The organism is Lactobacillus sp. UMNPBX4 (assembly GCF_002554115.1).
In the GTDB taxonomy this organism is placed as follows: Bacteria; Bacillota; Bacilli; order Lactobacillales; family Lactobacillaceae; genus Lactobacillus; species Lactobacillus gallinarum.
This window is the reverse complement of sequence record NZ_PCZF01000023.1, coordinates 26,416-33,978: the sequence shown is the minus strand read 5'-3', so window position 1 is coordinate 33,978 and position 7,563 is coordinate 26,416. Positions and strand designations below refer to the sequence as shown.

Genomic DNA, 7,563 nt, shown 5'->3' with positions numbered 1-7,563 from the left:
ACCAGACGGCTTTTATATTTTATCAAATCTCAAATCCTTTGTCAAGAACTTTTTTTGATTTGTTTTTTTCATCATCAGGCGATTTCTTTATCACCCGACGACAGTTAAATATACTACACGGTCAATCCTTATTCGTCAAATCCTAGTTTTTGTTCGAATTAAACATGAAACGCTAGGTAACGTTGTAACAATTACTATTTATATTGTCTTTTTCAAATCTCATATATCTTGTTAATTTAATTACTTTTCAAATAAATAGTTCGTCTTTTGCTGTATTTTAGTCTTAAATTCATCAAAATTTTTTCAAAAAAATTTTGATTTTTTGCATTTTTGCTATTTCAGGGCGAACAAAAAGACCCAAGAACGCTAATTCTTAGGCCTTTTTCTAATTATTTTCTTCTACTAAATCAAACTTGATTCTTTAGTAATCTTCTTCATACCATTCATGTATGGTACAAGAACATCAGGAACAGTTACTGAGCCATCTTCATTTTGGTAGTTTTCCAAAATTGCAGCTACTGCTCTACCTACAGCTAAACCAGAACCGTTCAAAGTGTGTGCTAAGTGAAGCTTGCCATCTTCGTCACGGTAACGAATTTGTGCACGACGAGCTTGGAAGTCAGTACAGTTAGAACAACTTGAAATTTCACGATACTTGTCTTGTGCAGGCATCCAAACTTCAAGGTCGTAGGTCTTTGCACTAGTGAAACTTGCATCCCCAGTTGACAAAGCAACTACGTGGTATGGCAAGCCCAACTTTTGCAATAAGTGTTCGGCATTGTGAGTTAACTTTTCAAGTTCATCCCATGACTCATCAGGCTTACATACCTTAACCATTTCAACCTTGCGGAATTCGTGCATTCTGATTAAACCACGAGTATCACGACCAGCTGAACCTGCTTCACTTCTAAATGCTGGTGATAAAGCAGTTACGTTGATTGGCAACTTGTTTTCATGAATGATTTCATTTCTAAAATAGTTTACCAAAGGAACTTCAGCAGTTGGAATCAAAGTCAAATCACGTGGCTTATCTGGATCGTCGTTATCTACGATAGTGTAAACATCTTCGTGGAATTTAGGGAATTGACCTGTACCTTGCATTGATGCATCGTTAACAAGGTATGGTGGAATAACTTCGGTGTAGCCATCCTTAGTGTTTTCATCAAGGAAGAAATTAAAGACAGCACGTTCCAAAAGTGCACCTGCACCAATGTAGTAAACAAAACGTGCACCTGAAACTTTAGAAGCACGATCCCAGTCTAAAATACCAAGGTCAGTACCAATGTCCCAGTGAGCTTTTGGCTTGAAGTTGAACTTAGTTGGTTCATCCCACTTACGAACTTCTTCGTTGTAGCTATCATCAGGGCCGATTGGATCTGAATCTGCTGGGAAGTTAGGCAATCTAAGCAAAATGTAGTTTTGCTTTTCAGTTAATTCAGCAACTTCTTTATCTAAATCCTTGATTTCCTTACCTACTTCACGCATAGCTTGAATAGCATCACTTGCGTCTTCTTTGTTGCGCTTCTTTTCAGCAATTTGCTTAGAAACGTCATTACGCTTAGCCTTTAATTGTTCACTCTTGGTTAAATCCTTACGACGCTTAGCATCGATTTCTACCAATTCATCCAATTCTTCTGGCTTAATGCCACGTGTAGCTAACTTTTTCTTTGACCAATCGAGATTCTCACGAATCACCTTAATATCAAGCATTAAAAAACCTCCATAATGCAAAAAAAGAGCCGACTCATCCCTTGCTTGGGACGAATCGGCTCTTACACAGCTTCGCGGTACCACCCATCTTCAGTCTAATATAGACTGCACCTCTTAATAGACGGATAACGACGCCAAACCGTGCAACTATTAATTGCCCATCTTAACGAAATCTGGAAACGACATCCATTCACTCGCACCAACCGTGAACTCTCTGAAGCAGTCTTAGGATTTCATGTTTGCGTCTATTTTAAGCCATTCTGCTTGTTTGAGCAAATAATATTTTTCTTGATACGAAAAAAGTGTACTAATCTGCGAATAATCTACGGTATAAACATACTGAAATCCTAGTTTTTCCAACAGTTTCTGCGACTTTTCATTATTTACAAAAGTGCCTGCCCAAATTTCTTTTTGTCGTTTCTTTTTAAAAGCATAATTTAAAATTAAACGCAGCGCTTCCGTCATATAACCATGGCCTTCAAAAGCCTGATCTAGCAAAAAGCCAACTTCTTTTGTTTTTAATAAGCCGCTTTGTTCATCTAAACCACGTTCATATAATTCAATCAAGCCAATCGTCTGATCATTTTGACGCAGACAAATAATATAGCTCTCTGGACGGGCCATATACTGCTCTACGCCCCGCTGGGCTTCTTCTATATTTTGATAATTCTCAAAGGCAGCCAGATTATGATAGCGGGCATTTCTGCCCCACTTCAATAATTGTTCTGCATCTTTTTCTTCAAATCTTCTTAAATATATTCTCTTTGATTCCAGCATTATTTACCCATCAACTTCAGCAGCCATTCGGCACCATACTGCAAGCCAAAGCTATAAGCAATAATTGTCCACGGCTTGCCTAAAACAATTATCCAAAAATAAGTCCAGAACTTCATTTTAGTTAAGCCCGCAAGCAAACAAAGCACATCATCAGGCGCAGCAGGTGCAACAATACAGATGGCAAAGAACCAATTAAACTTCTTCTGATTTTCAGTCCACTTCATATATTTGTCTAACGTTTTTTCCGACACAATATGCAAAATGAATGGACGACCATAGTGCCGTGCCAAAAAGAAGTTAATAATCGAGCCAATACAAATTCCGACATAATTATAGATAAAACCGGCAATTGGTCCAAAAAAGACTACTCCGCCTAGTAGCGACACACCACCTGGAATAATAGGAATTACCACCTGAACAATCTGGATCAATACGAAAATAATCGGTCCCACAATTTGTTTATTGGCTAAATAAGCACGCATCTTATCTTGATCAGTAAATATCCCTAATCGATACCAATAGATGACCAACAGAATAATTACTAATCCACAAACCACTGTAGCAATATTAATTAATTTTCGACTCGCCTTAGCTGACAAATGATGCATCTTTTTCGCCTTCTTTCAGAACTTTAATACACTAATTCTATCAAAAAACTAAAAAAGCCTTTATTAACTTATCTGCTTTTTAATTAATATATAATATTCTTGATATTACAAATGAAAGGAACACAAATCATGGTTGTCATTAAAAATAATATTATTTATGACGAGAATAAAAAATTAGGAGCTGATATCTACTACCCAAATGATACAACTTCTGAGACTAAAATTTTAATCTTTTGGCATGGTGGCGGCTGGTTCCGCGGAGATAAAAAAGACGTTAAAAAGATCGGCATTAATTTAGCTAATGCAGGGTTCATGACTTTTATTCCTAACTATAGCTTAGCTCCAGCTGCTCATTTCCCAGCTGCTCATGATGATGCACTTCATTTTGTCAATTGGCTATTAGACTCTGATTACACTGATAATGATGATATCAAAAATATAGTCCAGATCGGTGCTAGCGTCGGCGGGACAATGGCATTATACGTAGCTGGTAAGTATGGCTTTCCAACTGTAACTTGGTCTGCTCCTGTTGAATACACTAATTGGATTAAAAACCATCAGGAGGTTAAACCTTCACCACAAGCAAAAGAAGATTTTGGTATCACTGATCCTACTCAAATTAGAGCCTCCTTTTACAAATACTTCACTTTAACTTATACCGGCTCAGATAAATCTGATATTTTACAAAAGCTTGATGCTCAATCATATGATTTTTCTAATTTAAATAAATTAATGATGATTAACTCTGCAGATGAACTGACGCCATTATCCACTACGCTAGATTTTATTAAATTCTTAGCTAAGCAAAATCATGGCGTCCAATTATTGGTTATTCCAGGACATGGTCATGCCATGGATTATAGTCAGGATTACATTGATGAATCCCTCGACTTTTTGTATCAAACAATTAAGAGACAAAAATAATGATAATCGATATTAAAAAATTCATTCAAATACGCAAAGCACAGAAACTATCACAAACTGATCTTTGTCATGGCATCTGTACGCAATCAACTTTAAGTAAATTTGAAAATAATGGGCAAGTACCTTCCCTAAAAATTCTCAATCAGTTATGCGATCGTCTGCACATTGAAGTTGGCTACATTATTAACCGTAGTGATGAGCAGCGAATCACGCAGCTATTATTTGATGCAGATTTTGCATTTATTAACTTTGACTACACTAAAATTTTGAACTTATTGTCCGAAGTTAGTGAAGATACGCTTAAACGTAAAGAAGATCAGGTACACTATCAATTTTTACGGGGACAATATGCTCTGAAAAGTGATCGCAACGAAATAAGTGCCTTGTTCTATTTCAATAATATTCTGACAACTAAAGATTTACCTAAAAACGATATCTATCACTTGCTCGCACTCAATGGTTGTAGTCAGATTTATGCAAAACAAGGTGAAATGCAAAAAGCAGAGCATTATTACAGCCAAGTACTCAAAAATATAAAAAGCGTTGAAATCAACAATCCACTGACCACTTTGCATGCCCTTGCCATTTTATGCGATGCCAGTGAATTCTATGGTCAACGCGAAATGTACAAAGAATCTAATTCACTTTTGCGTTATGCCTACAAGATCGGAACTGAAAAACACGTAATTTTTTACATGGCAAGAATTCTTTTGCAACAAGGTGTCAATGATATAGCCCAAAATAAAAATAAAGAAATCATTAGCCAGCACTTGTATGATGCCTGTGCTTTTGCCCGTATCAATCGTAATAATATCACGCTAAACAAGGCTCGAAAGCTAATTAAAAATTTAGACGATGTAAAATAGCTGAGTTTTTAATGTAAACGTTTTATAATAAAAACAGAGCTTATGCGGATAAACTTTTAATTGAACGGGAGAAAATAAAATGTCTAAATATCAATCAATTAATCCATACACTAACGAAGAATTTGCTAGCTATGATAACCCTACTGCTGAGCAAGTAGAAGAAGCTATTAATCTAGCACATACTTTATACAAAAAATGGCGTCATGAAGACCCAAGTGAACGTGCTAAGTTTTTACATAAAATTGCTGATGCTTTTCGCGAGCATGAAGACGAATTAGCTAAGATGATGACCCTGGAAATGGGGAAAGTGCTGCGTGAATCAAAAGAAGAAGTCGAGTTATGTGCTTCTATTTGTGATTATTATGCCGATAACGCTGCTGCAATGCTTGAGCCTACTCCGATTAAAAGTGATTTAAGAAATGCATATTATCTAAAACAAGCTACTGGTGTAATCATGGCGTGTGAGCCATGGAACTTCCCAGTATATCAAGTTGTACGTATATTTGCTCCTAACTTCGTTGTGGGTAATCCAGTTTTACTTAAGCATGCTCATAATGTTCCAAGCTCAGCTGCGTTAATTGCTAAAATTATTAAAAGAGCTGGTGCACCAGAAGGAAGTTTGATTAATCTCTTTCTTAGCTATGATCAATTGGCAAATATTATTGCTGATCCACGCATTCAAGGTGTTGCCTTAACTGGTTCAGAGCGCGGCGGTAGTGCTGTAGCTGAAGAAGCTGGCAAGAACTTAAAGAAGTCTACAATGGAATTAGGCGGTAATGATGCCTTTATCGTACTAGATGATGCTGATCCAAAATTATTACGCAATGTTTTAAGGGATGCTAGAACTTATAATGGCGGTCAAGTATGTACTTCATCTAAGAGAATTATCGTTGAAAAATCCCGTTATGATGAAGTTCTAGACGACTTAAAGAGTATCTTCTCTGAATTAAAAGCTGGCGATCCACTTGATGATAGTACAACCCTGCCACCATTAAACTCACAAAGAACTAAGACCAAATTAGAAAAGCAGGTTCAATCAGCAATCGATGGCGGTGCTAAAGTCTTTTACCAATACCCAGAAATTGATGCTAAAGGTTCATTCTTTAGACCGATGATTTTAACTAATATTGATAAAAACAACCCTATCTTTGATCAAGAATTATTTGGCCCTGTTGCAGAGATCTATGTAGTTGAAGATGATGATGAAGCTATTGAATTAGCTAATGATTCAAGTTATGGCTTAGGCTCATCAGTTATTAGTAGTGATATTGAACGCGCTAAAAAAGTTGCTGCCCAAATTGAAGCTGGAATGACTGTCATTAATGGACGTTGGATTACTGCTGCTGAATTACCATTTGGCGGGGTTAAGAAGTCTGGATATGGCCGTGAATTAAGTGATTTAGGCATTATGGCTTTTGTTAACGAACATTTAGTAATCGATGTTACTAAGAGTAATGAATAGTTCAAACTAAAAAAGAAGCATTTTTGCTTCTTTTTATCTCATCTTTTTCTTGTTTAATCCTAAGCCCAAGATTCCAGATATGCCGGCAATAGCTAAACCCAAAAAAGTGTCTGAAAATATACAATATTGGTATATTTCAGACACTTTTTTCTTACTGTTTAGTTTTTTCTTTTTTATCGATTAAGTTATATCCTGATAAAGCTGTAGTTAAAAAACTGGATAAAATCAAGAAATATGTAGATGCTCCAAGTGATACAGCATATGTAATCAGCTGACTGGTTAATTGACTCATGACACCAGTTGCTGCACGAGTCGAACTAGATAATTTGTAAATCAAATAGATTAAAAAGATGGTTTCAATCAATGACAAAGAAAAGGCTAAAATTTGGCTTGAGCGCGTATTTTTTAATACATTGTAAATAACAAAAATTGGAAACAGGAATAAAAACAGCCAAACTAAATAAAGCACAATTGAATAAATAGAAGATGATCCTGAAGATAAGAGTCTTCCAGCCAAGCTAAAAATCACATTAGAAATTGACATTCTCTGAGTATAGCCAACAGCTGAAACAGCTGCACCAGAATCAGTGAAAAGAACAATCAAACTAATCAAGGCAGTTAGAATAACTGATAATTGGACATAGTTGTAACGATTTCGACTATGATTTTTTATTTTATGCACTTGGTTTTCAATGCGGGGATGTTTTTGCGTAAAGCTAGTGTTTTTGGCTTTTATTTTATCCTCATGTTCATCAACCCGGTTGAAAAGATTAGACCCAACCTGATTTATCTTCTCAGTTAATCTTTTATCAACTGTATAACGTTCAATCTTTTCCTGACGATCACAAACTATATAAAGCCAAATCATTAAGACTAAAAAACTAATCCAGCCGGTTGCTCTTGAAAAACTCATCAAAATTAACAGAAATACACCCAATAGAAAAACTATAGTTGCATTTTTTCTAACCCATGCGATCATCCGTTGAACAGTGGTATTTTGCTTTTCAGGATAAAACTCTGCCCGATATGCGGCACGGCTGATAATTTGTTGTCCCTCATCGTCAGATTCATATTTAGTCTTAATATGTTGATCTGTAAAAAAGTTATCACGGTACTTCTTTAAATTAAAACCACAATTTGGACAAATATTATCCTTTTCATTAATTGCTTGACCGCAATTTGGACACGTAGTCATATTAAATCCTCTCTTTTTAAT

General features: G+C 35.9%; 7 protein-coding genes. 3 read left to right on the top strand and 4 right to left on the bottom strand.

Going from position 1 to position 7,563, the window contains the following annotated elements; translation table 11 throughout:
* Positions 1–402 precede the first annotated feature (402 nt).
* The 3 genes from serS to CP355_RS05930 all read right to left on the bottom strand — a co-directional run bounded on the left by serS (position 403) and on the right by CP355_RS05930 (position 3,095).
* Complete coding sequence (serS, locus tag CP355_RS05940) at positions 403–1,710, bottom strand: serine--tRNA ligase (RefSeq protein WP_025006307.1); 1,308 nt, start codon at positions 1,708–1,710, stop codon at positions 403–405.
* Positions 1,711–1,935: 225 nt separating this feature from the next.
* The gene (locus tag CP355_RS05935) at positions 1,936–2,487 is read right to left on the bottom strand and encodes a GNAT family N-acetyltransferase (protein ID WP_025006306.1); all 552 of its coding nucleotides are present in this window, start codon (positions 2,485–2,487) and stop codon (positions 1,936–1,938) included.
* The gene (locus CP355_RS05930) at positions 2,487–3,095 is read right to left on the bottom strand and encodes a TVP38/TMEM64 family protein (RefSeq protein ID WP_025006305.1); all 609 of its coding nucleotides are present in this window, start codon (positions 3,093–3,095) and stop codon (positions 2,487–2,489) included. The genes CP355_RS05935 and CP355_RS05930 overlap by 1 nt, the downstream gene beginning before the upstream one ends.
* A 129-nt stretch (positions 3,096–3,224) precedes the next feature.
* Between CP355_RS05930 and CP355_RS05925 the strand changes: the two genes are divergently transcribed.
* From CP355_RS05925 to CP355_RS05915, 3 genes are all read left to right on the top strand, one after another.
* Positions 3,225–4,019: a S9 family peptidase gene (locus CP355_RS05925; RefSeq protein ID WP_098044098.1), complete on the top strand. Its 795-nt coding sequence runs from the start codon at positions 3,225–3,227 to the stop codon at positions 4,017–4,019.
* Between the two features lie 2 nt (positions 4,020–4,021).
* Positions 4,022–4,885 carry a helix-turn-helix domain-containing protein gene (locus CP355_RS05920; protein WP_098044099.1) on the top strand — a complete coding sequence of 288 codons (864 nt, stop codon included), beginning with the start codon at positions 4,022–4,024 and terminating at the stop codon, positions 4,883–4,885.
* A 79-nt stretch (positions 4,886–4,964) separates the two neighbouring features.
* Positions 4,965–6,347, top strand: a complete 1,383-nt coding sequence (locus tag CP355_RS05915) for an NAD-dependent succinate-semialdehyde dehydrogenase (RefSeq protein ID WP_098044097.1) — start codon at positions 4,965–4,967, stop codon at positions 6,345–6,347.
* A 151-nt stretch (positions 6,348–6,498) separates the two neighbouring features.
* Here the strand turns inward: CP355_RS05915 and CP355_RS05910 are convergent, their stop codons facing one another.
* Positions 6,499–7,542, bottom strand: a complete 1,044-nt coding sequence (locus CP355_RS05910) for a zinc ribbon domain-containing protein (protein WP_098044096.1) — start codon at positions 7,540–7,542, stop codon at positions 6,499–6,501.
* Positions 7,543–7,563 lie beyond the last annotated feature (21 nt).